Here is a 23,895-nt window from a genome sequence, read left to right on the forward strand (position 1 = left end):
ATTAATGAAAAACTTTTTTAAGCAACCCTCTTCCATTCACCAGTTATTGACACGCGTTGTTACTGTTGCTGCGATGTTGAGTCCTGCTGTGGCATATAGCCAAGCGAATTTTCTCATTTGGCCGATTTATCCTGTGATTGAAAATAATCAAAAAGCGGTCGCTGTATGGTTAGAAAATGTCGGAGATAGTCCTGCAACGGTTCAAGTCCGAGTATTTAAGTGGAGTCAAGATCAACACAAAGAACAGTTTTCAACCCAACAAGAAATTATCCCGAGTCCCCCGATTGTAAAAATTCCTGCGGGGACGAAGCAAATGATTCGTTTGACACGGGCAGTGGCGACGCCTGAACTGAAAGAACATGCTTATCGCGTCATTGTGGATGAACTTCCTGTCGCAACAGACGATCAAAATAAAGCCACCAGTGTGAATTTTAAAATGCGCTATTCCATTCCATTATTTACTTATGGTCAAGGGATTGGAAGTGGTTCAAATCAAGAAACCCAAAAGCAAAATGCAAGAAATCCCTTGGCAAAACCTATTTTAAAATGGAATTTGGCGCAGCACGAGTCGAAGGATGTTCTTGAGGTGAGTAATTCTGGGGCAATGGTCGCAAGAATTTCTGAGTTTAAAAGTGCAGGTCAGTCTTTTAAAGCACAGGCAGCAAATAATGCATATGGCTATGTACTGCCTAATAGCAAAATTTATTTTAATTTAAATGCTGATCTCAAAAATCAACTTTTAAAAAATAATTTATTAGAAGCGGTAGTGGGTTCAAAGAAAGAAACGGTGACTATTGAAAAACAATAGGTGTTTGCCAAATGAAAGAGTATGTGAGTTTGAAGCGAAGTACGCTTGCCCAATGTATTATCATTATTTTTTGTGCACCAAGTTTTCATTTGCATGCTGAAACTTTTTTAGAAATTCCAGATGCAGTTCAAACCATTCAAGAAATTCCACCGATTAAGCTATATTTGGATTTGGTGATTAACTCTTATTCAACTCAAAAAGTTGTCACCATCATCGCGGTTGATGATCACTACTATTTACAAAAAATAGTGCTAAATGACTTAGATATTAATCCTGAGCATTTTCATACGCAGCAAGCGCTGAAAAGTGAAGATTTGTTGCATCTTGGGATTAATTCTCAGCCTGATGAATGGGTACAACTTGATCAACAATCCGAAATAAAAACTGCTTATAACGCAAGTCACCAGCAAATTTTATTGGAAATGCCCTCGAATTGGTTACCTGAGCAACAATTAGGTAAAGACTATTGGTATAAGCGTACAACTGCACAAAGTGGAATGGGGTTGTTAAATAACTATGATATTTATGTGCAGAAGCCTCATCACCAATCAACCTCATATAATATTCTTACTGAACAGCGGTTTTTTAGTCCCTACGGTTCTTTGAAAAATACAGGTAACTTCAGATCCTTTAAAAATTCGATCAATCAAAAGACAGAAAATGATTACATTCGTTACGACACACATTGGCAATTTGACAGTGAAGACAATATTGCAACCCTAGAAATAGGTGATATTTATTCTGCTAGGAAAAATAGTTGGACGCAATCTGTGCGCTTAGGAGGCATTCAGTTGCGGCGAAATTATAGTATTCGTCCAGATTTAATTACTTATCCTTTACCACAGTTTACTGGTGAATCAGCCTTGCCGAGTACGGTGGATTTATTTATTAATGGCTTAAAAAGCTCAACCGATCATATTCAACCGGGGCCATATGTTTTAAACAGTGTCCCTTTTATTAATGGTCGTGGTGAAGCGGTTGTGGTAACGACGGATGCTGTTGGTCGGCAAGTTTCGACCACAGTTCCTTTTTATGTTTCAGGCGATTTACTTCAACCTAAACTTTTTGACTATTCTATCTCAGCAGGAAAATTACGTGAGAATTATGGCATAAAAAACTTTGATTATGGTGATCTTATTGGAAGTTTTGATGGGCGCTATGGGGTTACTCCTTGGTTGACTGCGGAAGCACATGCTGAAGGAAACAATGATGTATGGAATATGGGTTTTGGACAAGTGTTCAAGCTCTACAATTTTGGTGTTTTAAATACGTCTTATTCGTATAGCCAAGCCAATGCTAATCAGCACAACCTAGAGCATGATGTCAGTGGGCATCAGTGGACGGTTGGTTATCAATATCAACAACCTCATTTTGGTTTTAACGCATTACACTCTAAACAAAGTGAAAACTTTAAAAGAGTGGCGAACTATTATACAGATGGTTTGATTTCGATTAATGCACAAGAAAGTACTGTTGCCAATATGCACTTTTCCACAAAAAAATCTGGTGCGTTTGGTATTGGTTATTTTGGCATTAAACGTGATGGTTTTGATGATTCAGAGTTATTAAGTCTATCGTGGGCACCTGTATTGCCGAGCGAGTTAAAAGGTGCAACTTTATCTTTATCTGCCAATCGAGATTTAAAGCAAGATACGTGGAATGCTGGTGTTCAACTGACCATACCTTGGGGGCAAACACGAAGTTATTTAAATACAGGTTATCAATATCAGCAAGATGGGCGTAACTCTGCGTATGTAAACTATAATTATCAAATGCCTACAGAGGGCGGTTTTGGTGTCAACCTAACACATCGTTATAACGAAGGCTCAGATGGTTATAATCAAGCCCAAGTCAATTATCGTAATCGTTATTTTAACCTTCAAGCGGGTATTTCTGGAGATGATAATTATGACCAATGGTATGGTTTAGCAGGTTCTTTGATTTGGATGAAAAATACTATTTTTGCAGCCAATCGACTTGGGGAATCATTTTCTCTGATCAGTACCAATGGACATGCCAATATCCCGATTCGTTATGAAAATAACTTGATTGGTGAAACCAATAAAAAGGGATATTTATTTGTGCCAAATGTCACGCCTTATTATGGTGCTAAATATTCTATCGATCCACTTAATCTTTCTTCGAACTATGCAACGCCTGTGGTAGAGCAACGTACAGCAGCCAAACTGGGTACAGGGATTGTGGTTGATTTTCCAGTTAAAAAAGTACAAGCAGGTAGTATTTACTTAAAGCGTGAAAATGGTGAGCCCTTACCCGCAGGTGCTGTGGTTTATCAAGAAGGTCGTCAACCTACCTATGTGGGTCTAGACAGTATTGTTTATATTGAAGAATTGGAAAAGCGGAATATTTTAAAAGTAGATTTGGGGTATGGACAGTCCTGTACAGCTCAGTTTGCCGCAGAGTTAGATCAAGAACAGATCATTACCATTTCAGATGTCGTGTGTAGGTAGGAGAAGAAGGATGAAAAATAAATTACTTTCTTTGTTGGCTGTGGGATTCTTAGGTTTACCTGTAGAACAGGCGTTTGCACTAGGTTGCTCGACTTATACATCTGGCGTACTTTTGGGACCTGAAAGTTCTTTTGACATCCCATCTATAGGAGAACAAATCATGTCAGGAGGATTATCCTGCGAGATTTTATTGAGCGCCCTTTCAACACAATATATAAAATATAAAGTTATGGATATTCCTGCAGCTTTGATTCACGAGAATGGGATAAATCAGGCAAAGATTATCATTAGAGATTCTCAAAATACTATTTTAAAAAATAATTTTGAAAAAGATCTCAGCGAATGGGATTGGCTATCTGCATTTAACGGACCTGATAATAGTATTGCTTTTAAAATTACTATTAATGAAACAACTAATTTAAAACCTGGAGTTTATACGGGTACCTTAAAAATGAAATGGTATTATTACATTGGTGCTGTTGGAATCGGTGGTGTTAACCTTTGGACTTATAAGAGTCCTGGTACTTTATGGTTGCCTTTTGTAGGATTGGTGCGATGGGGTACTGGCGAAGACTCTAACATTCCACTTCAATTAATCGTAGATAAAGACTGTAAGATCAATGCACAAAATATTAATTTTGGTAAGGCTCCCCTAGTTTCCAAGTTTAATCCTGTCACAGGTACAGTACAGATCACCTGTTCAGCAGAAACGCCTTATAGTGTTGGGTTGAGTGATGGACAAAACTTTGATCAAACCAGACGTATGCTAAATACAACAGGCAGTGGTTATTTACCGTATGAAATTTATAAACATACTACAACTAATCGCTGGGGGCATTTAGGCACTGAACGTTGGGCAAGTGCAGACGCTACATTCAACCCAGGTATTTATGATGGTTCTGCTGTTCAAGGCTATGCTTATACTGCTAAAATTATCGATGATGCAAGTAATCCTTCAGTTGTGGGGACATATAAAGACACACTTACCATAGAAGTGGCTTTTTAGTATGAACCAAGATAAAAGCTTATAGTTTTAGGCGTTTAAATGATGCTGAGTTGAGCATAAAAAAATCCCTCAAGCCGAGTCAAGAGGGAAAAGTTCCACAACTTTTTGATTATTTATTGTTGTTTTGCCATCAAAATTAAGCTGATTCTGCATTGATTTGATTGTCTTCTGCCTCCTCTAATTCACGAACTAAAGGTAGAACTTTTTCACCAAAATATTCGACTTCTTCGATGAAGTGTAGAAAGCCTGAAAGTACTAAATCGACACCGACATGTTTGAGTTCAATAATACGTTCAGCGATTTGTTGTGGTGTGCCAATCAGATTGGTTTTAAAGCCATCATTGTATTGCACTAAATCTTCAAAAGTAGATTTTGCCCAGTTACCTTCACCTTCTTTAGAAGCTGCACCTGCTTCACGAGTTGCATCACTAAACGCATTGACCGCTTTGATGTTCGCTTTGTTAATAATTTCTTGTAACACTGCTTGTGCTTCTTCTTCGGTATCACGAGCGATAATAAAAAGCATTTACTCCAATCTTCACTTGGTGATTGTTGGCTTTGGCTTTTCCATGGATATCATCAATTTGTTTTTTCAGCTCAGCAGGGGTATTTCCATTGGTAAAATACCAATCTGATACACGAGATGCCATGTCACGTGCTGCAAGAGAGCTACCGCCTTGGAAGATTTCAATATGTGGTTTTTGTACAGGCTTAGGACTTAATGTATAGTCTTTAAATTGGTAATATTTCCCATTAAAACTAAAATGGTCTTGTGTCCAAATACCTTTTAAACTGTGGATAAACTCTTCAGAACGTGCATAGCGCTGATCATGTTCAGGCCATTCCTCACCTATCGCATCAAGCTCTCCTCTAAACCAACCACTGACCACATTGATTGCAATACGCCCATGCGTTAAATGATCAATAGTTGCCAACTGTTTTGCAGCCAGTGCAGGTTTCCAAGGACCAGGCAAGATGGCAGCAATGACTTTCAGTTTTTCGGTTTTCGCTAAAATACCATGACTAAAACTGACGGACTCATGCTGATTTTCTGCGTTATATCCTGCAGTAAAACGAATCTGAGTTAAGGCATATTCAAAGCCATTTTTTTCAGCCGCTTGAGCAAGACGGACATTGTAGTCATAACTCCAATCTGTGCGTTGTTCAATGTCACTCACCACCAAACCACCACTGACATTGGGTACCCAATAGGCAAACCTAATGTTTTTATCATGTTGTGACATAAGTAGGTCCTCAAGAATGTTAGATAATCATGCTACGTGTGTTTTTTGCTTTTTATGATGTATGCGTGCTTCTGCTGCATCTAAGCTTGGCACAGCAGCAGACGGTAAAACTTCCTCTTGCTCAATTTGCTTATTAATCCCTAAGTTTTGTGAAGCCTGTTGAGACTTTTCTTTAACCACAACGGCACGTTGACCTTTGGCTGGTGCCCATTCCAAAATGGGTAAAGCACGCGCAACAGCCAGCGTGATACGGTCACGTAAGAACTCACTCTGAATGGTGTATTCTGGTGTAAAATCACGATCTGTGGCATATACGCCGATCGGTAAAGTTTGGGCTTGGAAAAAGCTAAATAAAGGACGTAATTGATGTTCAAGTACTAAAGCATGACGGTCTGAGCCACCTGAAGCTGCAAGCAAAACAGGAACATCGACCAATGCAGTCTGTTCAATAAAGTCAAAGAAATGTTTGAACAATCCTGTGAATGATGCACGATAAACAGGTGTACCGACAATCAAAACATCTGCCGCTTCTACCGCAGCCAAGTCATCTTGTACACGTTGTGGCAGTTGATGACGGTAAATTGCACCGCCTAAGAGTTGTCCAATTTCGCTAAATTTAATCAAATGTACATGGATCGGGGTTGCCTCTCCCAATTCATCTAAAATCGCTTGAACTAATGCTTCTGTTTTTGATGGATGATTTAAACCGCCTGACACAGCAACAATATTTAAGGGCTTGTGTTGAATAAATGACATATCATTAACCTAAAAATTGAATTTCGTAATGACATTTATTAATCAATATTCAATATATTCTGTAAAATAAGCAAAAATAGATTAATTATCAGATTTTTAGATATAAATGAGGAGTAAAAATTTTATTGCCATTTTTATTTTTAAAAGATTGATATATTTATATAGTTTTAACAAGAATAAGTAATTCACTGATGCAGCTAAAATTTATATTTAAAAACGATAAAGAAATATAAAAAATGATAAATAACATAAAATGTGTAGGGAATTTATATTTAAAGCGACAAAATTATTAAAAATTCGTTATATTTAATTATCTTTAACAGCAATAGTACGGTTAAAATGAAAGACTGTGCTAGAGAGCTCTCACTTCGCTTATGAATATTTTAATCGTTGATGATCATCCACTGTTTCGCCATGCTTTAATTCAAGCAGTGCGTTATAGTTTACCCCAAGCTCAAATTCATGAAACTGCCGCAGTGAATGAATTTTATGAGCGTTTAGAGAATGGTCCTGAACCTGATTTAGTTCTGTTAGATTTAAATTTACCGGGTGCATCTGGGTTTTCTGCACTGGTGCATGTGCGTGCACAATATCCTTCATTGCCGATTATTGTGGTTTCAGCGCATGAAGAAACCTCGATTATCCAACGTGCGATTGCACATGGGGCGATGGGCTATATTCCAAAATCAGCACATCCAAGTCATATTGGTGAAGCAATCCGTCAGGTGTTAGAAGGTGATATTTGGTTGCCACCAAACTTACCTGCCAATATGAATTTCGACCCTCGTGCTGCAGATGAAGCAGCATTGGCTGAACGTATTCAATCTCTTACCCCACAACAGTTCCGTGTGTTGATGATGGTGGCAGAAGGTTTGCTGAATAAACAAATTGCCTATGAGTTAGAAGTTTCTGAAGCAACGATTAAAGCGCATGTTACTGCGATTTTCCGTAAATTGGGCGTGCAAAATCGTACCCAAGCAGTGTTGGCGATCAGTGCGCTTAATATCGAAGAGAAGAAAGTCTAGCTTTTTGTTATTTCTATGGTAAAAATGGATGCTAAAAGCATCCATTTTTTATTTTACTAACGTTTAACGACAATTGAATCAATACCACTGTGTTGCAAAGTTTGTTGTGCAATCACGGCTGCATTTTGTGAATCATATGGACCTGAAATCACACGATACCAGGTTTGCCCACCTTCTGTCGTTTTCACTACATCTGCAGATAGACCATTTAAAATAATTTCAGCACGACGCGCATCGGCACTATCAGGATCGGGATAGCTGCGTACTTGTAAAATATATTCAGGCTGGATAGGTGCAGCAGCTTGTTCAGATACATCTAAGCCCACATCCACTTCTTCATCACGTGGTGTAGCTGGAGCTTCCACAATTACTGGTTGAGATTGGGTTTGTGTTTCAGGTACAGCTTGTTCAGGAATGGGTGTCACTTGTTGATTGGGTAAGAGGTCGTAAAAACGGTAGTCTTTATTCGTATCTTCTTGATAGTGATCAGAAGTAACTTCGTTGCTACGTGTTTTCACTGGTGCCCACGGTTTCCAAAGCAGCAAAGCCACAGCAAAACTGAGGATGATTAAAATGACAACAAGCATCCCTAACCACTTTGGAACCAATGGTTTTTGGGGTTTGTTGGGTCGTTCAGACACGCCGCGTTGCGTTTTTCCAAACACGTGGAATTCCTCTTACTAATAAACAACGTTATATATGACAACGTCTTTGAGTACCGTCACGGTGGGCAATACTCAATAGATTTTTACAGTATTAAAGTGTATACCTTATTACATTGCCTCAGGTGCAGAAACACCTAGCAACTCTAAACCATTGAGTACCACTTGTTGAACATTTTTAGAGAGTAACAAACGTGCTTGGGTTAATTCAGCATCGTCACTCAGTACTTTATGCTCGTTGTACCAGCCATGGAATAAAGCAGCCAATTCTTTTAAATAATTCCCCACTTGATGTGGTTCATAATGGTTCGCCGCACGCACCACAATTTCTGGATAAGCTGCGAGTTTTGCTAAAATTTCTGTTTCTGCATCAAGTTCTAATTTTGCAGCAAACTGACGTGCATTTACTGTATCAAAATTGATACCAGTTGCTACGGCTTTTTCAAGCATACGACAAATACGGGCGTGTGCATATTGGATGTAATACACTGCATTGTCCTTACTTTGTGATACAGCAAGGTCTAAGTCAAAGTCAATATGCTGTTCAGACTTACGCATCACATAATAGAAACGAGCGGCATCATTGCCGACTTCTTTACGCAGATCACGCAAAGTCACAAACTGACCTGAACGAGATGACATTTGTACCATCTCACCGCCACGCCATAAACTCACAAATTGCACAAGTAATACAGTCAGTTTTTTAGAGTTATAACCCATTGCATCAATCGCAGCTTTAACACGTGCGATATAGCCATGATGGTCTGAACCCCAAATATCAATGATATCAGTATAACCACGTTGTAATTTATTCAAGTGATAAGCAATGTCAGAAGCAAAATACGTGGTTTGACCATTACGACGTTTGACTACACGGTCTTTTTCATCACCAAATTCAGTGGATTTAAACCAAATATTGCCATCTTTTTCATAAAGGAAACCACGTTGATCTAAAGTTTGTAAGGCTTCATCAATTTTTTCAGTCAATGTCGCTTCACTGAACCATTGATCAAAGGTTACACCAAACTCACCAAGGTCATCTTTAATGTCATCTAAAATGGCATGTAAAGCTGCTTGATGGAAAACACGATAACTTGCGCCTAAATGGTTTTGAGAATTATGAATTAAACCATCAATGTGTTTTTCTTTATCGCCTGAAAGGACGACTTTGTTGCCTTCAGCATCGAGTTCTGCCGCATATTGCACATCTTCAGGGACATCTTTATAAATATCTGCAACAGGGCGTACATGCGCATCGCCATCTTTGTCGATAATGCTTTGTGCGATTTGTTTTACATAATCGCCTTGATAAGCATTTTTAGGGAAAACTAAAGTTTGTCCAGTCAGCTCTAAATAGCGTAAATAGGTTGAAGTTGCCAAAATGTCCATTTGACGCCCAGCATCGTTGACATAGTATTCACGGTCAACTGTAGCGCCTGTGGCTTCAAGTAGGTTAGCAACAGTCATCCCATAGGCTGCACCACGACCATGACCCACGTGAAGGCTTGACGTTGGGTTGGCAGATACAAACTCAACTTGGACTTTCTTCGCAGCATTCGCTTGAGTTTTACCAAACTGTTCTTTTTGTGCTTCGATACGATCAAGCACTGCAAAACGTTGATCTGCATTTAAAAAGAAGTTAATAAAACCAGGTCCTGCGATTTCAGCTTTGCTGATGTCTGCAACTTCAGGCAAATTTGCCAAGATCTTTTCTGCAAGATCACGTGGCTTCATACCTGCAACTTTTGCACCCATCATGGCAATATTTGACGCAAAGTCCCCATGGCTTCGGTCTTTGGTTCGCGTTAAAACGCTGGTATTGTTCCAGTCAGATGGAAGAGTCCCTTCAGCTTTTAGGGATTGCACTGCATGATCAAGAGCTGCTTGTATTGCCGTATTCATAATCTATCAAGAAATAAATGTCGCAGAAAAACAGCAAATATAGCAAATTTCAGAGTCTTTAGGTAAAACCATTTGTACGCAAATATCAAAAGATGAAGTAAAGCTTTCGCTTAAAATATAATAAATGCTTAAAACTATTCAAAACTTAAACACTTTCAATTATTGTATAATGTTTAAACTGACTTAAAAGATAGCACTATGAACCAGAACAAACCTATGATTATTGGTAATATTCCTAAGCTTCCAGGAAAATATGCAGCTTGGATTTTGCCTTTATTTTTATCAGGATTAATGAGTGGTATCATTTCATTTATAAATACTGTGAAGAATTTAGGTTGGATTGAAAATTTATTTTCTGTTTTCTTTTCTGCATGGATGATGTCTTGGTTAGTGGCTTATCCTATTGTATTGATTGTATTGCCAATTGTGAGAAAAATTACAGGATTATTGGTTGATATGTCACCCAATCAACCTCATAAATAAGCAGTTTTATTGTTTTTAAAGCGCTATTACATGCCTAAATCTATCCGATATCATTATCAATTTACTAAATGCCAAAATGATGCAAAAAAGGACTAATCTATACATTGATATAGATGAAATTCTACTATTTTTGTCAGGATTTAAATCTAGATCTAAACATAATGAGATAGGACATGACCGCAGAAAATTTGAAAGCTAAAAAACCATTATATCTCCCTTATGCAGGGAATACCTTACTCGAACTCCCTCTTTTGAATAAAGGTTCAGCCTTTTCAGAAGAAGAGCGTAGCAGATTTAATCTGGATGGTTTAATTCCACACGTGATAGAAACCATTGAAGAACAAAGCCAACGCTCATATAAGCAATATTGTGATTTTAATGATGCAATCAATAAACATATTTATTTAAGAAATATTCAAGACACCAACGAAACTTTATTTTATCACCTCATTGAAAATCATCTCAGTGAAATGATGCCGATCATTTATACGCCTACGGTCGGGGAAGCGTGCCAACGTTTTTCGGATATCTATCGTCGCCATCGGGGGATTTTTATCTCTTATCCTGACCGTGATCGTATCGATGATATTTTACATAATGTGAATAAAAAAAATGTCAAAGTCATCGTGATCACAGATGGTGAGCGTATCTTAGGTTTAGGTGATCAAGGCATCGGTGGGATGGGTATTCCAATTGGAAAACTATCCTTATATACCGCATGTGGTGGTATAAGCCCAGCCTACACTTTACCGATTACCTTAGATGTGGGAACCAATAATCAACAATTGTTAAATGACCCAATATATTTGGGTTGGAATCAGCCTCGTATCGGCGGGGAAGAATATTACAACTTTGTTGATGCAGTCATCGCAGGAATCAAACGTCGTTGGCCAAAGGCTTTGATTCAATTTGAGGATTTTGCACAAAAAAATGCAATGCCGTTATTGGAGAAATATCGTAATGAGATTTGTTGTTTTAATGATGATATTCAAGGGACAGCCGCAGTTTCAGTAGGAAGCTTAATTGCAGCAAGTCGGGCGGCAGGCAAACAACTGAAAGACCAAAAAGTTGCCTTTTTAGGTGCAGGCTCGGCAGGTTGTGGTATCGCAGAGCAAATCATTGCACAAATGGTGGCAGAAGGTTTGACCGATGCAGAAGCACGTGCCCGTGTATTTATGGTGGATCGCTTTGGTTTAATTACTGAAAATCAGCCAAATTTATTGGATTTCCAGCGTAAATTGGCGCAGAAAACGCAGGAGGTTGCACACTGGGGCAATGCAGATGAAGTGATTTCATTGCTGGATGTGGTGAAGAATGCCAAACCGACAGTTTTAATCGGGGTATCTGGGCAGCCAGGTTTATTTACCGAAGAAATTATTCGTACTTTAGCTGCAAATTGTGAACATCCGATTGTGTTGCCATTATCCAACCCTACTTCACGTGTAGAAGCTGTACCTGCAGATATTATTGAGTGGACAGAAGGGCGTGCATTGATCGCAACAGGAAGTCCATTTGCACCTGTCAATTATCACGGTCAGATTTTTAATATTTCACAGTGCAATAACTCGTATATCTTCCCAGGCATTGGTTTAGGGATCGTTGCAGTGCAAGCAAGACGTGTCACGGATCGTATGCTCATGGCATCTAGTAATGCCTTGGCAGATTGTTCACCGAAATTGCAAGACATTCATGCAGACTTATTGCCTGATCTGAATGAGCTGCAAAAAGTATCTAAAATTATTGCTTTTAAAGTGGCGAAAGCAGCGATTGAAGATGGTGTCGCCTTAGCAATTAGTGATGAACATTTGCAGCGCCGTATTGAGGAAAACTTCTGGACACCTGAATATCGTCAGTATAAACGCATTCCTTTTTAAGTTGAGTTTGCCATAAAATTACATAAGATGGGGTCTAAATAGACTCCATTTTTATCTTTTAGCGCAATATTTATAGTGATTGATTCATGAAAAAAATAATTTTAGCCCTAAGCACTTGTTTGGTAGTTTCGAACGCATATTCACAAGAAAATTTATGTGAAAAATTGTGGCAAGCTGAACGAGCAAAAGCTATTCAAATACAAAAACTAAAATCTCAAACATGTGCTTTTATTTGGGATGATGCAAAAGTAGTGCAATTGTTAAAGAAACTGCATTTAAATCCTGATAATCCACAATGGATGGCAACGGATGACTGTGATGTAATCCAAGTGGGACAGCAAAAATATACGCTTTATAAAGGTTATTATAAAAATGATTTGAGTGATCTTAAAATTATTCGAGATTCATCGAATAACTTATATGGATTTTTTAGAGATTTAGGCAAATATTCCTTTGTAGATAATGCTTTTAAACCGACAGCAACAGCCAATCAGTATGGCGTAGATTTAAAATGTGCTGCTTTGGGGAATAATCCAAAATTACCTAATATTTTGATTCAACATATTTTTCAAAGTGGTATAGATTTAACCCGTTATTCTTTTGATGATAACAGCAAATAAAACATCATGAAAAATATTTAGTTTTGATTGTGCTGTTGAGCAGTACGCAGGCGTTTGCACATAACATTTCGTGTGTACAAAGCAGTCGTGATCTAATTTCCGAATTGTATCGGGATTATCCAGTGCAATCAGACAAAGATATTGCAGGTGAGCCTCGCCATATTTTACGTCATTATTTTGATGCAAATCTGGTGCAGCTTTTTTTAGCTGAGCAAAAGTGTGCGGCAAAAACACATGATCAATGTCATTTAGATTTTAATATTTTAAGTAATACACAAAATGTGGTTGATGATACTTCTGTCCGGGTTTTGGAAGCGACTGAGCATCGTGTAAAGCTCAAAGTCGGTGGACAATTTATAGATTTTAAAATGCGTATGCAGCAAAACTGTATGCGAATTCAAGACATTGAATATAATGGGGTTGGCAGCTTAAAAGATCTATTGAGTATAACATAAGAATACAGGCTATCACAGCTTTGGACGTACAGAACGGTCATGCTTTTTAAAGACCAGCATAAAATACTCTCCTTGGGAAAGGAGAGATTGATGAGATAGAATAAATTATTTTATGTCCAAGACCTCTTCAAGCAAATCTTCATTGGGTGCAAAGAAATATGCACCATCCACCGCAGTGACAAAATGCAATAAACGATCATGAATACCATCACCACTCGTACCGAACATACGCAGCAGCATTTGATCAATGCGCGTTAAATCTTTGGTATAGGCAATAAAGAATAAACCTTGTTCACCTTGACCATCACCATAAGGTAGTGAATGACGTAAGATTTCTAACTCTTCACCTTCATCATCTTCAATCACTGTACGGGCAATATGCGCATTCTCAGGTTTCAGATCATCATCAAGTTCAATACTTTCTAATTTGGTTCGTCCGATTACATGTTCTTGTACATCGACTTTTAAACGCTTCCAGCTTTCTAAGTTATGGACGTAACGCTGTGCAAAAACAAAAGAACCTTCCGCAAAAATGCCCGCATCTTCACCTAAAAGCGCAGTTTCTGCACGATCATCAGGAAATTGAGGGTTCTCTGTACCATCAATAAAGCCTGTTAAGTCACGACCATCTAAATAACGGAAACACACCCGTTCATCTAAAACTTCGACTTGGTCTTGAATACCGTCAAAGAAAGACTGACTTAAAGCAAAACAAATATCGGTACGTGCCGATGCAATGTGGATTAATACGTCAGCAGGGACAACTGGCATCGTAAATGAACCTTGAATGGGTTCAAGTTGCTTAAAGCCTTCTGGATTTTGTGGATAAAGTTTTGTCCACAGTTCAGGACCAAAAGCCACTGAAGTTTTGATTTCTGCATCAGGATGTTGGGTGATTAAACGATCTCGTGTGGTGAAAAAATCATTCAGTTGTTCTTTTAAAGCATCAATAGGGAGATCTTTTAAGTTTAAAACAATAAAACGTGCGTGATTTGAAGGTAATGGCAAAATTACGGATTGGGCTGTCATTTTAACGATGGCTCCTCAAATTATTGTCTATTCTCCTACTATTGTGCATGATCCAGTGCATATAAGGTAGTAAAGAGGAATCTTTTTAGCGATTAAATTAATCGAAAAGTGTTGTATTAAAATCGTTATAATACACTTTTTAAAAATGCACTCACATTGTTATGTCCTATCAAATTTGGTTTGCCTATATGTTGGCATGCTGGGTAATTAGTGTTTCTCCTGGTGCAGGTGCGATCGCCTCAATGTCGAGTGGTCTAAGCTATGGTTTTCGACGTGGTTATTGGAATGCAATTGGCTTACAACTGGCGTTGATTGTACAAATCGGCATTGTGGCGGCTGGGGTCGGGGTGTTATTTGCAACCACGCCTTGGGCATTTTTAGTGGTGAAATGGTTTGGGGTGTTGTACCTGTTGTATTTGGCATATCTACAGTGGAATGCTCCCATTCAATCCATTGAAGTAAAAACAGAAAATAAACCGAAAACCGTTCCAATGCTGATTTTGCATGGTTTTTTGGTCAATATGAGTAACCCTAAAGCAATTGTATTTTTATTGGCAGTATTACCGCAATTTTTGGATTTATCAAAGCCACAGTGGATTCAATATGTGATCATGGCGATTACCATGATTATGATTGATCTGATCGTGATGGCGGGTTATACAGGGTTGGCAGCGAAAGTTTTACGCTTACTCAAATCACCAAAGCAGCAAAAATATATGAATCGTACTTTTGCCGTATTATTTAGCTGTGCCGCAGCTTTGTTGAGTTTGGTGCATCAGTAAAAATAATGGTTTTAAAAAATAGAATTTTATAGAATGCTTTTAGCTAAATTTGGAGAATAAAAATGAAATTTAAAAGTATTTTGATTGCATATACAGTATTTGTGAGTGCAAGTGCTGTTGCTGCTGATTGGACACCTGTATTTAAAAATTTTGAAAATGGATGTGCCGATTCAAAACTATTACAACATATCGTGGATAAAAGTATTTGGACAGAACATGGCACTACACCAGATACTTTTGTGCGTAACTCAGCACTAAAAGGCAGTTATGCGAATGTGATTGCACCTTATAAGCATGATATGCTTGCTGCAAAATCGAAACTCTATAATGATGGTGAGCAATATATCGAAGTTACGATTCCTTTAAAAAATGCCACACTTTATGGCTTACCTCTGAAAGCTTTTACTGTGTATTCAGGTACAGCAAGTGGTTTAGCAGGACGAACTTTAGTTTTTGGTCAACTCAATGCTGCACAACTTCAGAGGCTTAAAAGCATAAATTTTAAAGCAGATGCAGAACAAGAGTTTAAAGCTTTTATTTCTAAAGATAAACAAAAACGAACGATTCTAGTATGTGATGTGAGTATGTAAGATTTAGGTCATATTTTAACTTTTCAATATGACCTTATTTAGATTGTCTGGAGGCATAGGTAGTAAAAGCGAAGAATAAAATCAAATAACTACTTAAAAGCCTTGCAGATCTTGCCCAATATTTTTGATATTCAAGTTGACTCACTTCAGCGACAAATCGAACTCTTTCAAATAAATGATAAGTATTATCAGCTTTTTCAACCCGAAAATTACCCACCAGTTTATAGAAAATAAATAATTGGATCAGTGCATAAATAAGTAAAAGAATAAAAATACTTTGGAAAGTAGTCGACCAATTGAAAAATGCTAAAGGTTGACGGTCATGATTTTGCTGCTTTAGAAGGATCCAAAAGGCATTTGAAAATAAGGGTAAAACTAAGCTGATAAGAATCCCAAAAGAAAATGGTAAATAAGAAAAGAAGCTATACAAGTGAATGAGTACACAAATCATGAAACACAACCCATTAAAGAGGGTCAGTCGGTTTAGTGATTTAAGATCATACATTTTTAACTTAGCTTTTTAACTTTTTGAATAATAAACACAGCAGCAAATAAAATTGACATGGTTAAAACGATACTTAAACCTGTGGAAATATTTAACCCGGCACTTGACCATAAACCGGCAGTCACACCAACTTGAGCAATCATAAATGCAGCAATGACCATTTGTTTAGGAGAGTGGGAAACTAAACGTGCGGTTAATGCAGGAATAACCAACAATGCACCCATGAGCAAAGAACCCACAGCACGCAATGCTAAAACGGTAAATAAAGCCAAAAGCAACATAAATACTAAGCGTTGCCATTTCGCATTGACTCCTTCACTGACTGCAATATCTGGGTCGATGGCAATTTGAATTTGGGCTTGCCAATATTTAAACAACACAGCCAATGCGGCAGCAATAATCAATACAAAAACGGGTAAATCCGACCATTCAATGGTCAGTAAGTCACCAAACAAATAACTCAATAATTCGGGTCTTAAAGCAGGTAAATGCTGAATCAACAGTAAACCTGAACAAAGTAAAGTCGCAGAACATAGGGCGAGAAGTGCATCATTCGGTAAACGTGGATCATGCAAAACCCAAAGAATCCCCACTAATAGAATCGCAGTAAAACTTACACCCACCCAAAGTGGCAAAGTCAGCACAGCAGCCAAAGCCACACCCAGCAATGTCCCATGTGCCATCGTATCGGCAAAAAAAGACATTCTGCGCCAAAGCATTAAACAGCCTAAAGGTGCAGTTAAAAAAACCAAAAGTGTGCCCATGATCCATGCAGGTAACAGCAGTTGTAACCATTCCATCATGTTTTAGGCTTCCGGTTCAGGGTGGATATGTGGGCGAGTATCATGTTCACAGGTTTTGGCTGTGTCGCCATGTGCACAATGATCATGATGATGTTGATAAGGTACACGATTTGTCCCGAAAATCGCTTGATACTCAGGATGCTGTTGAATATTTTCAGGTAAGCCACTACAACAAATATGTTTATTTAAGCAAATTACACGTTGTGTACCTTGCATGACCCATTGCAAATCATGCGAAACAATCAGAATCGAGCAACCATAACGTTCAGGTAAACTCCGCACATAATCATAAAGTTCAGCTTCGGATTGAATATCTAAACCTTGCATGGGTTCATCTAAAACCAAAACATCAGGTTGACGTAACAAAGCACGTGCTAAGAGTACACGTTGACGTTCACCTCCTGAAAGCTGTTGTACTTTTGAGTCTTTTAGTTTGGCAATACCTGTATCTCGAATAATTTCAGCTTTAATTGTTTTTTCGCATTTTTCTAAATTTAGCAAGTCTTTTACACGTAGCGGTAAACTATGCGAAGGATTGAATTTTTGAGGTACATACGCCAATTTTAACTTTTTAGAGCTAATGATTTTACCTGAGTTGGGTTTGACAATGCCCAATAACACCTTGATCAGGGTAGATTTACCAGCACCATTTGGACCAATCAGCGTGACAATTTCTTTCTCATGTAAAGAGAAATCAACATTTTTTAAGATCTCTCGCTCATCAATTCGAACATTAATTTGTTCTAATTGAACTAGCGAAGGCGGTAATGACATTAAGCCTTGCTCGAGCACTGCTGACATAGTCCAGAAATCTCAATAATACTATGGTGCGCTTTAAATCCATCAGAATCCGCAAGTTGGTCAAGTTGTTCGATTAAGCCTTTTGCTGAGGCTTCTTTCACTGTATGACAGCCTGAACAAATCAAAAAGGCAGCTTGATGTCCAGCACGAGGATGACAACATGGAATATACGCATTGATTGAAGTTAAACGGTGAATAAAACCTTTTTCTAATAAAAAGTCTAAGGTTCTATAAACTGTAGGTGGGGCAGCAGGGCGTTCAGAAGCGCCTTTGAGTTTGGCCAATAAATCATAAGCCCCCACAGGACCTGTGGCATTTAAGATCAGTTCCAAGACTTCTTTTCGTAAAGGTGTAAGACGAGCACCTGCAGCAGCACAAATACTCTCTGCTTCCAATAAGCGAGTTTCGACATTTTGATGGTCATGCACGCCATGTAAAGTATCATGATGCTCGTGTGAACATAGGTTCATTACACACCTCGAAAGACATTTAAAGAAATGGACAATCACAAATAGTAACATGAAGCCCGATCATGTTACGAATACCATAGGTTTTTTTTAAGATTTGTTATAATATAACATTTAAATATCTTGGATAAAAATCTCCGCATGAAACGCTTTTTTGCTTTGTGTATTGGCGCATTATTTGCTGGCATCACTTGGGCGCAAGCACCTTTGGTCGTATCTACACATCCTATCTATTTGATTTCAAAAAAAATCACACAAGGTATAGAAGAGCCTGTCTTACTGCTAGACAATCAAAGCGGGCATGATGTGCAATTGACTCCCCTAAATCGCAAAACCATGAAAGATGCATCTTTGGTGGTTTGGTTAGGCAAAGCGCATGAAGCACCTTTAGAAAAAGTGTTAAAAGATAATCCGAATGCGATTTCTATTTTAGAGTCAGGAATTATTCAGGCTTTGCCCTTAAGAAGTCCACGTGGTGCAGCCTTAAAAGACACAGTCGATACTCACGTTTGGCTTGATCCCAACAATGCCGTACGGATTGGATTTTTTATTGCAGCACTGCGTTCTCAGCAACATCCTGAAAATAAAACAGCATATTGGAATAATGCTAAAAAACTTGCCAACGAAATGTTGTTGGCATCGCAGAAATATAGCCGAGAAGGTGTAATGCGACCTTATTGGGCATATCATGATGCTTATCAATATTTGGAGCGTTCATTAAATCTAAAATTTGCAGGCGCAATGACGGATGATCCGCATGTTGCACCGACGATTGCACAGATTAAATACTTAAATGACAATCGCCCTTATAAAAAAATGTGCTTACTTGCAGAAGCCAGTGCAAGCCCAAGTCAATATAAAAAATTAGGCGCAATTTCTTTTCAATCTGTCGATGAATCTTTGGCAAAGCAACAAGATTTTGTGGTCGCATGGCAAACTTTGGCAGCACAAACACAAGCATGTATACTAAATGCACGAAAATGATGCAAATAATAAGCAACTCGTGTACAGATCAAAAGCAGTTGAATATGTGAAAAAAACACGACTAAGGTCGGGAAAAGATTGCATGTTCAGGGGGGTAACTCTATAATGCCTGCGATTAAAAACGATCATCAGCTAAACTTGTCAAGCATTTATGCTGTAAGTGGATAAAAAATGAGCCGAACTAGTCGCATGATTGACCGACGATTAGCGAAAGCTTTGGTCTATTTACAAGCGTTAATGATTCCTGTTTCAGCCTTGATAGGGTGGGTCTTGAAAGACTCGACTGCGGCTCTCAGTGCAGCTTTGGGTGCATTCATATGTTGGCTAGCCAGTTGTTATTTTTCTTGGCAGTCATTTCGAGCAGCAGGCGCGCGAGCATCGAAACAAGTTCTTTCGAACATGTATCGGGGCATGATGGGCAAATTTGCAATCGTGATCGTTGGATTCATTTTAATTTTAAGCAATGTCAAGCCGTTATCCCCGGTTGCGTTGTTTTGTGGTTTTATACTTGTACAAGCCATGACGTGGATCGCTCCTTTTTGGGCAACCCGTTTACAAAAATGAGTATAAACACAGCAAAAATTGAAAAGTTTTTCAGGAATAGGCGAGATATCAAGCAGCACGCGATATTCGTTTTATTCTATTAGTTTTTTTACATTGACCAGGTGTGATTTATGGCTGCTGAAGAACATGCCCTTACTTCGACCGAGTATATCAAGCATCACTTGACCAATATGACCTATGGCAAAATGCCAGACGGTACGTGGAAATTGGCTGAAAGTGGTGCTGAAGCTCAACAGATGGGGTTCACTGCTATTCACTTGGATTCAATGGGTTGGTCTATCGGACTTGGTTTAATTTTCTGTTTGTTGTTCTGGTGTGTGGCGAAAGCTGCTAACTCTGGTGTTCCGACCAAGTTCCAGTCTGCAATCGAAATGATTATTGAGTTTGTAGATTCAAGTGTTCGTGATACTTTCCACGGAAAGTCACGTTTGATTGCACCATTATCTTTGACCATCTTCGTGTGGATTTTCCTCATGAACTTGATGGACTTAATACCTGTTGACTGGATTCCGTATCTTGGTCAACAAGTTATTGGATCTATGTTGGGTGTTGACCCTCATAGTGTGTATTTCAAAATTGTACCTACGACAGATCCTAACATTACCCTTGGTATGTCTTTATCTGTATTTGCTCTCATTATTTTCTACAGTATTCGTGAAAAAGGTGTGGGCGGTTTTGTGGGTGAATTGGCACTTAATCCATTCAATCCTAAGAATCCAATCGCTAAAGCGCTTTTAATTCCATTTAACTTGCTTTTGGAATTGGTAACTTTCCTTGCACGTCCAATCTCTTTGGCTCTCCGACTTTTCGGTAACATGTATGCAGGTGAATTAATTTTCATCTTAATCGCATTATTACCGTTCTGGATCCAGTGGGCATTGTCTGTGCCATGGGCGATTTTCCATATTTTGATTATCACCCTGCAAGCATTTATTTTTATGATGCTCACCATCGTTTATCTAAGCATGGCAAGCGAAAAGCATTAATGGTATTACCTAACTATCAATCGGTGGTTAGGTACAGTTTTTTTAACTTAATTTGGTATACACCTAACCTCTGAGGAATTATCATGGAACTCACTTTAGGTCTAGTTGCAATTGCATCTGCTATCTTGATCGCTTTTGGTGCTTTAGGTACTGCGATTGGTTTTGGTCTTTTAGGCGGTCGCTTCCTTGAAGCTGTTGCTCGTCAACCAGAATTGGCTCCACAACTTCAAACTCGTATGTTCTTAATTGCGGGTCTTCTTGATGCTGTGCCTATGATCGGCGTTGGTATTGGTTTGTTCTTCATCTTCGCAAATCCATTTGTAGGTTAATCAGCTTAATTCCTAAATTAAACCATTGAGGAATTTGCAATGAATATCAACCTCACATTGATTGGCCAAGCGATTGCATTTGCGATTTTTGTCGCATTCTGCATGAAATTTGTATGGCCACCACTAATCAATGCGATTAGTGAGCGTCAGCGTCGTATCGCTGATGGCTTAAATGCTGCTGAAAAAGCAAAAGCTGACCTTGCCGATGCGCAAGCTCAAGTGAAGCAAGAAATTGATGCAGCAAAAGCACAAGCGGCTCAATTGATCGAACAAGCGAACCGTCGTGCAGCACAATTGGTTGAAGAGGCACGCACTCAAGCATCTGCTGAGGGCGAGCGTATTCGTCAACAAGCGAAAGAGTCTGTTGATCAAGAAATCAATTCTGCACGTGAAGAATTACGTCAACAAGTTGCTGCTCTTGCAGTTGCTGGTGCAGAGAAAATTCTGAACCAACAAGTTGACGCAGAAGCTCATAATGCCATGCTGAATCAGCTGGCTGCTAAACTTTAAGAGAGGCGAATATGGCTGAACTCTTGACGTTGGCACGCCCGTACGCTAAAGCAGCTTTTGCTTATGCATCTGAACAAAATGCAACTGACGTTTGGTCAAATGCATTACAGATGTTAAGTGCTGCGGTGCAAGACGAAGCATTTTCCGCTTATTTAAATCGCCCTGAGCTGACTCCTACTGAACAAGTAGGTGTGTTCTCTAAACTTTTAGGTGATGTACAAACGACGCAAGTGTCAAACTTTTTGACTTTACTTGCTGAAAATGATCGTTTGCTTCTTCTTCCTGAAATTGCTGAAGAATACGAACAGCTTAAATCACAGAATAACAATACTGTTGATGTTGTAATTGAATCGGCTTTTCCGCTTGATTCAGTACAAGAACAAAAACTTGCACATGCACTTGAAAAACGTTTTAACAGTGCTGTGAAAGTAACAGTGGAAGTCAACCCAGCTTTAATCGCTGGTGTTGTTATTCGTGCAGGCGACCAAGTGATAGATGATTCTGCGCTTAACAAGCTTGAAAAAATGCGGACTCGTCTTCTTGCGTAATTATTTCTAAAGAATTACAGCGTAAAAGAAGACTGAACTTAAAAAAGATTGAGGTATAGCGCAATGCAACAACTGAATCCATCCGAGATCAGTGCGCTCATTAAACAGCGTATCGGCGATCTGGACACCAGCGCGACCGCTAAGAACGAAGGAACCATTGTTATGGTTTCCGACGGTATTGTGCGTATTCACGGCCTTGCGGATGCAATGTACGGTGAAATGATCGAATTCGACGGCGGCTTATACGGTATGGCACTGAACCTAGAACAGGATTCAGTGGGTGCCGTTGTTTTAGGTAACTACTTAAGCCTTCAAGAAGGTCAAAAAGCACGTTGCACAGGCCGTGTATTAGAAGTTCCAGTTGGTCCTGAACTTCTAGGTCGTGTCGTAGATGCTTTGGGTAATCCAATTGATGGTAAAGGCCCTATTGATGCAAAACTGACTGATGCTGTTGAAAAAGTAGCACCAGGCGTAATTTGGCGTCAATCAGTGGATCAACCTGTACAAACTGGTTATAAATCAGTAGATACAATGATCCCTGTGGGGCGTGGTCAACGTGAGTTGATCATTGGTGACCGTCAGACTGGTAAAACAGCAATGGCGATTGATGCGATCATTGCTCAAAAACAATCAGGTATTAAATGCGTATACGTTGCGATTGGTCAAAAACAATCAACAATTGCAAACGTTGTGCGTAAGCTTGAAGAAACTGGTGCGATGGCGTACACCACTGTTGTAGCAGCCGCTGCAGCTGATCCTGCAGCAATGCAGTATTTAGCTCCATATGCTGGTTGTACAATGGGTGAGTACTTCCGTGACCGTGGTGAAGATGCGCTTATCATTTATGATGACTTGTCTAAACAAGCGGTTGCTTATCGTCAAATTTCATTGCTTCTTCGTCGTCCACCAGGTCGTGAAGCTTATCCAGGTGACGTGTTCTATCTTCATTCACGTCTACTTGAACGTGCTTCTCGTGTATCTGCTGACTATGTTGAGAAATTCACGAATGGTGAAGTTAAAGGTCAAACTGGTTCTTTAACTGCATTACCAATCATTGAAACTCAAGCGGGTGACGTATCTGCATTCGTACCAACCAACGTAATTTCGATTACTGACGGTCAGATCTTCTTAGAAACATCATTATTCAACGCAGGTATTCGTCCTGCTGTGAACGCGGGTATCTCTGTATCACGTGTTGGTGGTTCTGCGCAAACGAAGATCATCAAAAAATTGTCTGGTGGTATCCGTACCGCTTTAGCGCAATACCGTGAATTGGCAGCGTTTGCTCAGTTTGCTTCTGACCTTGATGAAGCAACACGTAAGCAACTTGAACATGGTCAACGTGTAACTGAACTTATGAAGCAAAAACAATATGCTCCATATTCAATTGCAGACCAAGCTGTATCAGTATATGCATCTAACGAAGGCTATATGGCTGACGTTGAAGTGAAGAAAATCGTAGACTTCGATACTGCGTTAATTTCTTACTTCCGTGCAGAACATGCTGCGTTAATGCAACAAATCGATGAAACTGGTGATTGGAACAAAGACATCGAAGCTGCATTCAAAGCAGGTATTGAAAGCTTTAAAGCGACTCAAACTTACTAAGATTCAATGAGATTGAATCTAGTTAAGGTTTGGTTCACGGATCAACCTTCGGAAGCTCGAAAGGGCTTTCGAATACTAGGTTA

The 23,895-nt window shown here is 39.0% G+C and carries 25 protein-coding genes and 1 pseudogene; 17 read left to right on the top strand and 9 right to left on the bottom strand.

Going from position 1 to position 23,895, the window contains the following annotated elements; translation table 11 throughout:
* Positions 1-4 precede the first annotated feature (4 nt).
* The 3 genes from DJ533_RS03430 to DJ533_RS03440 are packed head-to-tail and all read left to right on the top strand — an operon-like array spanning position 5 to position 4,285.
* A complete protein-coding gene (locus DJ533_RS03430) occupies positions 5-808 on the top strand; it encodes a fimbrial biogenesis chaperone (RefSeq protein ID WP_065993236.1) in 804 nt (267 codons plus the stop codon).
* A gap of 11 nt (positions 809-819) precedes the next feature.
* On the top strand, positions 820-3,279 hold the full coding sequence (locus DJ533_RS03435) for a fimbria/pilus outer membrane usher protein (protein ID WP_081406076.1): 2,460 nt from the start codon (positions 820-822) through the stop codon (positions 3,277-3,279).
* A 10-nt stretch (positions 3,280-3,289) separates the two neighbouring features.
* On the top strand, positions 3,290-4,285 hold the full coding sequence (locus tag DJ533_RS03440; protein WP_065993237.1) for a Csu type fimbrial protein: 996 nt from the start codon (positions 3,290-3,292) through the stop codon (positions 4,283-4,285).
* A gap of 136 nt (positions 4,286-4,421) precedes the next feature.
* Here DJ533_RS03440 and sfnG read toward each other — a convergent pair.
* Together sfnG and msuE are read right to left on the bottom strand one after the other, a co-directional pair.
* Positions 4,422-5,529 (bottom strand): annotated as a pseudogene (sfnG, locus tag DJ533_RS03445) (dimethylsulfone monooxygenase SfnG).
* A gap of 27 nt (positions 5,530-5,556) precedes the next feature.
* Positions 5,557-6,285: an FMN reductase gene (gene msuE, locus DJ533_RS03450; protein WP_065993243.1), complete on the bottom strand. Its 729-nt coding sequence runs from the start codon at positions 6,283-6,285 to the stop codon at positions 5,557-5,559.
* A 374-nt stretch (positions 6,286-6,659) separates the two neighbouring features.
* On the opposite strand from msuE, the gene DJ533_RS03455 reads away from it, so the two are divergent.
* On the top strand, positions 6,660-7,310 hold the full coding sequence (locus tag DJ533_RS03455; RefSeq protein WP_065993244.1) for a response regulator: 651 nt from the start codon (positions 6,660-6,662) through the stop codon (positions 7,308-7,310).
* A 56-nt stretch (positions 7,311-7,366) separates the two neighbouring features.
* On the opposite strand, the gene DJ533_RS03460 is transcribed toward DJ533_RS03455, so the two are convergent.
* Both DJ533_RS03460 and argS read right to left on the bottom strand, forming a co-directional pair.
* Positions 7,367-7,975: an SPOR domain-containing protein gene (locus DJ533_RS03460; protein ID WP_065993247.1), complete on the bottom strand. Its 609-nt coding sequence runs from the start codon at positions 7,973-7,975 to the stop codon at positions 7,367-7,369.
* Positions 7,976-8,083: 108 nt separating this feature from the next.
* Positions 8,084-9,874 carry an arginine--tRNA ligase gene (gene argS / locus DJ533_RS03465; RefSeq protein WP_065993248.1) on the bottom strand — a complete coding sequence of 597 codons (1,791 nt, stop codon included), beginning with the start codon at positions 9,872-9,874 and terminating at the stop codon, positions 8,084-8,086.
* Between the two features lie 198 nt (positions 9,875-10,072).
* Here argS and DJ533_RS03470 point away from each other — a divergent pair, with 198 nt between their 5' ends.
* The 4 genes from DJ533_RS03470 (at position 10,073) to DJ533_RS03485 (ending at position 13,306) form a co-directional block, all read left to right on the top strand.
* Complete coding sequence (locus DJ533_RS03470; RefSeq protein WP_065993249.1) at positions 10,073-10,357, top strand: DUF2798 domain-containing protein; 285 nt, start codon at positions 10,073-10,075, stop codon at positions 10,355-10,357.
* A gap of 173 nt (positions 10,358-10,530) precedes the next feature.
* Positions 10,531-12,231 carry an NAD-dependent malic enzyme gene (locus DJ533_RS03475; RefSeq protein WP_065993252.1) on the top strand — a complete coding sequence of 567 codons (1,701 nt, stop codon included), beginning with the start codon at positions 10,531-10,533 and terminating at the stop codon, positions 12,229-12,231.
* 86 nt (positions 12,232-12,317) lie between these two features.
* Entirely contained in the window at positions 12,318-12,851 is a 534-nt protein-coding gene (locus DJ533_RS03480) for a hypothetical protein (protein ID WP_065993254.1), read from the top strand.
* A gap of 35 nt (positions 12,852-12,886) precedes the next feature.
* Positions 12,887-13,306 carry a hypothetical protein gene (locus tag DJ533_RS03485; protein ID WP_065993256.1) on the top strand — a complete coding sequence of 140 codons (420 nt, stop codon included), beginning with the start codon at positions 12,887-12,889 and terminating at the stop codon, positions 13,304-13,306.
* A 105-nt stretch (positions 13,307-13,411) separates the two neighbouring features.
* Here DJ533_RS03485 and DJ533_RS03490 read toward each other — a convergent pair whose 3' ends face one another.
* Positions 13,412-14,335, bottom strand: coding sequence for a Dyp-type peroxidase (locus DJ533_RS03490; RefSeq protein WP_065993257.1), 924 nt, complete (start codon positions 14,333-14,335; stop codon positions 13,412-13,414).
* Positions 14,336-14,496: 161 nt separating this feature from the next.
* Here DJ533_RS03490 and DJ533_RS03495 point away from each other — a divergent pair, with 161 nt between their 5' ends.
* Positions 14,497-15,117: a LysE family transporter gene (locus tag DJ533_RS03495; RefSeq protein WP_065993258.1), complete on the top strand. Its 621-nt coding sequence runs from the start codon at positions 14,497-14,499 to the stop codon at positions 15,115-15,117.
* A gap of 62 nt (positions 15,118-15,179) precedes the next feature.
* Entirely contained in the window at positions 15,180-15,707 is a 528-nt protein-coding gene (locus DJ533_RS03500; RefSeq protein WP_065993259.1) for a hypothetical protein, read from the top strand.
* A 34-nt stretch (positions 15,708-15,741) separates the two neighbouring features.
* Here the strand turns inward: DJ533_RS03500 and DJ533_RS03505 are convergent, their stop codons facing one another.
* Genes DJ533_RS03505 through DJ533_RS03520 form a run of 4 tightly spaced genes read right to left on the bottom strand, consistent with a single transcriptional unit; the run spans position 15,742 to position 18,286 of the window.
* Positions 15,742-16,158, bottom strand: coding sequence for a hypothetical protein (locus tag DJ533_RS03505; protein WP_065993260.1), 417 nt, complete (start codon positions 16,156-16,158; stop codon positions 15,742-15,744).
* A gap of 56 nt (positions 16,159-16,214) precedes the next feature.
* Complete coding sequence (gene znuB, locus DJ533_RS03510; protein WP_065993261.1) at positions 16,215-17,015, bottom strand: zinc ABC transporter permease subunit ZnuB; 801 nt, start codon at positions 17,013-17,015, stop codon at positions 16,215-16,217.
* 3 nt (positions 17,016-17,018) lie between these two features.
* Complete coding sequence (znuC, locus tag DJ533_RS03515; RefSeq protein WP_065993262.1) at positions 17,019-17,816, bottom strand: zinc ABC transporter ATP-binding protein ZnuC; 798 nt, start codon at positions 17,814-17,816, stop codon at positions 17,019-17,021.
* A complete protein-coding gene (locus tag DJ533_RS03520; protein WP_065993263.1) occupies positions 17,789-18,286 on the bottom strand; it encodes a transcriptional repressor in 498 nt (165 codons plus the stop codon). The genes znuC and DJ533_RS03520 overlap by 28 nt, the downstream gene beginning before the upstream one ends.
* Before the next feature lie 138 nt (positions 18,287-18,424).
* On the opposite strand from DJ533_RS03520, the gene DJ533_RS03525 reads away from it, so the two are divergent.
* From DJ533_RS03525 to atpA, 7 genes are all read left to right on the top strand, one after another.
* On the top strand, positions 18,425-19,267 hold the full coding sequence (locus tag DJ533_RS03525; RefSeq protein ID WP_065993264.1) for a metal ABC transporter substrate-binding protein: 843 nt from the start codon (positions 18,425-18,427) through the stop codon (positions 19,265-19,267).
* Between the two features lie 171 nt (positions 19,268-19,438).
* The gene (locus DJ533_RS03530; RefSeq protein ID WP_065993265.1) at positions 19,439-19,831 is read left to right on the top strand and encodes an ATP synthase subunit I; all 393 of its coding nucleotides are present in this window, start codon (positions 19,439-19,441) and stop codon (positions 19,829-19,831) included.
* A gap of 110 nt (positions 19,832-19,941) precedes the next feature.
* Positions 19,942-20,817: a F0F1 ATP synthase subunit A gene (gene atpB / locus DJ533_RS03535; protein WP_065993266.1), complete on the top strand. Its 876-nt coding sequence runs from the start codon at positions 19,942-19,944 to the stop codon at positions 20,815-20,817.
* 83 nt (positions 20,818-20,900) lie between these two features.
* On the top strand, positions 20,901-21,146 hold the full coding sequence (atpE, locus tag DJ533_RS03540) for a F0F1 ATP synthase subunit C (protein ID WP_000424060.1): 246 nt from the start codon (positions 20,901-20,903) through the stop codon (positions 21,144-21,146).
* Between the two features lie 39 nt (positions 21,147-21,185).
* The gene (locus DJ533_RS03545) at positions 21,186-21,656 is read left to right on the top strand and encodes a F0F1 ATP synthase subunit B (RefSeq protein WP_065993267.1); all 471 of its coding nucleotides are present in this window, start codon (positions 21,186-21,188) and stop codon (positions 21,654-21,656) included.
* Positions 21,657-21,667: 11 nt separating this feature from the next.
* The gene (locus DJ533_RS03550; RefSeq protein WP_065993268.1) at positions 21,668-22,204 is read left to right on the top strand and encodes a F0F1 ATP synthase subunit delta; all 537 of its coding nucleotides are present in this window, start codon (positions 21,668-21,670) and stop codon (positions 22,202-22,204) included.
* 63 nt (positions 22,205-22,267) lie between these two features.
* On the top strand, positions 22,268-23,812 hold the full coding sequence (gene atpA, locus DJ533_RS03555; protein WP_065993269.1) for a F0F1 ATP synthase subunit alpha: 1,545 nt from the start codon (positions 22,268-22,270) through the stop codon (positions 23,810-23,812).
* Positions 23,813-23,895 lie beyond the last annotated feature (83 nt).

The sequence above is a fragment of the Acinetobacter defluvii genome, from assembly GCF_001704615.3.
In the GTDB taxonomy this organism is placed as follows: Bacteria; Pseudomonadota; Gammaproteobacteria; order Pseudomonadales; family Moraxellaceae; genus Acinetobacter; species Acinetobacter defluvii.

What these genes read in the sequence shown, in the direction of transcription:
- DJ533_RS03430 (WP_065993236.1), top strand. Translation starts at nt 5, where the DNA reads ATGAAAAACTTTTTTAAGCAACCCTCTTCCATTCACCAGTTATTGACA.
- atpE (WP_000424060.1), top strand. Translation starts at nt 20,901, where the DNA reads ATGGAACTCACTTTAGGTCTAGTTGCAATTGCATCTGCTATCTTGATC.
- znuB (WP_065993261.1), bottom strand. Translation starts at nt 17,015, where the DNA reads ATGATGGAATGGTTACAACTGCTGTTACCTGCATGGATCATGGGCACA.
- DJ533_RS03490 (WP_065993257.1), bottom strand. Translation starts at nt 14,335, where the DNA reads ATGACAGCCCAATCCGTAATTTTGCCATTACCTTCAAATCACGCACGT.
- argS (WP_065993248.1), bottom strand. Translation starts at nt 9,874, where the DNA reads ATGAATACGGCAATACAAGCAGCTCTTGATCATGCAGTGCAATCCCTA.
- DJ533_RS03545 (WP_065993267.1), top strand. Translation starts at nt 21,186, where the DNA reads ATGAATATCAACCTCACATTGATTGGCCAAGCGATTGCATTTGCGATT.
- DJ533_RS03480 (WP_065993254.1), top strand. Translation starts at nt 12,318, where the DNA reads ATGAAAAAAATAATTTTAGCCCTAAGCACTTGTTTGGTAGTTTCGAAC.
- DJ533_RS03520 (WP_065993263.1), bottom strand. Translation starts at nt 18,286, where the DNA reads ATGAACCTATGTTCACACGAGCATCATGATACTTTACATGGCGTGCAT.
- DJ533_RS03475 (WP_065993252.1), top strand. Translation starts at nt 10,531, where the DNA reads ATGACCGCAGAAAATTTGAAAGCTAAAAAACCATTATATCTCCCTTAT.
- DJ533_RS03500 (WP_065993259.1), top strand. Translation starts at nt 15,180, where the DNA reads ATGAAATTTAAAAGTATTTTGATTGCATATACAGTATTTGTGAGTGCA.
- znuC (WP_065993262.1), bottom strand. Translation starts at nt 17,816, where the DNA reads ATGTCAGCAGTGCTCGAGCAAGGCTTAATGTCATTACCGCCTTCGCTA.
- DJ533_RS03470 (WP_065993249.1), top strand. Translation starts at nt 10,073, where the DNA reads ATGAACCAGAACAAACCTATGATTATTGGTAATATTCCTAAGCTTCCA.
- DJ533_RS03495 (WP_065993258.1), top strand. Translation starts at nt 14,497, where the DNA reads ATGTCCTATCAAATTTGGTTTGCCTATATGTTGGCATGCTGGGTAATT.
- DJ533_RS03525 (WP_065993264.1), top strand. Translation starts at nt 18,425, where the DNA reads ATGAAACGCTTTTTTGCTTTGTGTATTGGCGCATTATTTGCTGGCATC.
- DJ533_RS03550 (WP_065993268.1), top strand. Translation starts at nt 21,668, where the DNA reads ATGGCTGAACTCTTGACGTTGGCACGCCCGTACGCTAAAGCAGCTTTT.
- DJ533_RS03440 (WP_065993237.1), top strand. Translation starts at nt 3,290, where the DNA reads ATGAAAAATAAATTACTTTCTTTGTTGGCTGTGGGATTCTTAGGTTTA.
- atpA (WP_065993269.1), top strand. Translation starts at nt 22,268, where the DNA reads ATGCAACAACTGAATCCATCCGAGATCAGTGCGCTCATTAAACAGCGT.
- msuE (WP_065993243.1), bottom strand. Translation starts at nt 6,285, where the DNA reads ATGTCATTTATTCAACACAAGCCCTTAAATATTGTTGCTGTGTCAGGC.
- atpB (WP_065993266.1), top strand. Translation starts at nt 19,942, where the DNA reads ATGGCTGCTGAAGAACATGCCCTTACTTCGACCGAGTATATCAAGCAT.
- DJ533_RS03435 (WP_081406076.1), top strand. Translation starts at nt 820, where the DNA reads ATGAAAGAGTATGTGAGTTTGAAGCGAAGTACGCTTGCCCAATGTATT.
- DJ533_RS03505 (WP_065993260.1), bottom strand. Translation starts at nt 16,158, where the DNA reads ATGATTTGTGTACTCATTCACTTGTATAGCTTCTTTTCTTATTTACCA.
- DJ533_RS03530 (WP_065993265.1), top strand. Translation starts at nt 19,439, where the DNA reads ATGAGCCGAACTAGTCGCATGATTGACCGACGATTAGCGAAAGCTTTG.
- DJ533_RS03455 (WP_065993244.1), top strand. Translation starts at nt 6,660, where the DNA reads ATGAATATTTTAATCGTTGATGATCATCCACTGTTTCGCCATGCTTTA.